The organism is Photobacterium kishitanii (assembly GCF_003026355.1).
Lineage (GTDB): Bacteria > Pseudomonadota > Gammaproteobacteria > Enterobacterales > Vibrionaceae > Photobacterium > Photobacterium kishitanii.
Window position 1 is genome coordinate 1 of sequence record NZ_PYON01000040.1, and the last position, 1,515, is coordinate 1,515.

The following is a 1,515-nucleotide window of genomic DNA, read 5'->3' on the forward strand; positions in this document are numbered from 1 at the left end:
GCGATACCGCCAGCGGCCAAGTAGTGATCACCATTAAAGATGGTAGCGATGCTGCAGGTAATGAGCAGGGGCAAGTGACGATCACCGAAGGGGATTTAACCCCGCAGGGTAGCGAACACGGCTACCCTGTATCTGGCACTACCACCATTGCGATTGAAGCCGGTATAGACCGTCTCGACCCAACAAAAGTGACCATCGATCCAAAACAACTGACATCGCTAATCACTGAATTAGAATCAGAGTTAACCACTGGTGATCATCAAGCGATCAGTTTTCATTATAACAGTGCGACGGGTGAGTTAATTGGTTTAACAGCCAATGGCGAGCAGGTTGTAACGGTATCATTGTCAGCAGTACAAGCGGCGAATGGTCATGATGTGGCAGTTAATGTCACCATCACTCAAGAAAAACCATTAAATCACACCGATAACGGTAACCAAGGTTTAGTTGATAGTGTGAACGATAAGATCACCATTGATGTGCCGATTCAGGTGCAAGATACCGATGGTGACTGGCTGCAAAAACCGGCCAATATTGATATCACGATTAAAGACGGTGCTAACCCAGAGTTTGGTACTGATACTGGCACTACGATTAATGAATCAAGCCAGCAAGGTCAAATTATCCATGGTGAAGTGCCATTAGATGTTGGCTCAGATGCGATTCATCAGATTGATTTCAATCCTGAGCAGTCAGGCCTTGATGGTATAACGAGCAATGGCGAAGCCACCACCTTTACTGTGGCAGGCAATGTGCTAACCGTGGTTGATAGCCACGATAAGCCCGTGATGGTGGTAACTATTGCCACCGATGGCTCTTACACGGTTGAAGTCACCGGTTCTATTGACCAGAACGCGGCTGATATTGCCAATATTAGCTTGGGCGTGACGGCGACTGATAACGATGGCGATACCGCCAGCGGCCAAGTAGTGATCACCATTAAAGATGGTAGCGATGCTGCAGGTAATGAGCAGGGGCAAGTGACGATCACCGAAGGGGATTTAACCCCGCAGGGTAGCGAACACGGCTACCCTGTATCTGGCACTACCACCATTGCGATTGAAGCCGGTACAGACCGTCTCGACCCAACAAAAGTGACCATCGATCCAAAACAACTGACATCGCTAATCACTGAGTTAGAGTCAGAGTTAACCACTGGTAATAATGAAGCGATCAGTTTTCATTATGACAGTGCGACGGGTGAGTTAATTGGTTTAACAGCCAATGGCGAGCAGGTTGTGACGGTATCATTGTCTGCAGTACAAGCGGCGAATGGTCACGATGTGGCGGTTAATGTCACCATCACTCAAGAAAAACCGTTAAATCACACCGATAACGGTAATCAAGGTTTAGTTGATAGTGTCAACGATAAGATCACTATCGATGTGCCGATTCAGGTACAAGATACTGATGGTGACTGGCTGCAAAAACCGGCCAATGTTGATATCACGATTAAAGACGGCGCTAACCCAGAGTTTGGTACTGATACCGGCACTACGATTAATGAATCAAGCC

General features: G+C 47.3%; 1 pseudogene. It reads left to right on the forward strand.

Going from position 1 to position 1,515, the window contains the following annotated elements:
• A pseudogene (locus tag C0W29_RS21705) lies at positions 1-1,515 on the forward strand (hypothetical protein); the annotation flags it as partial.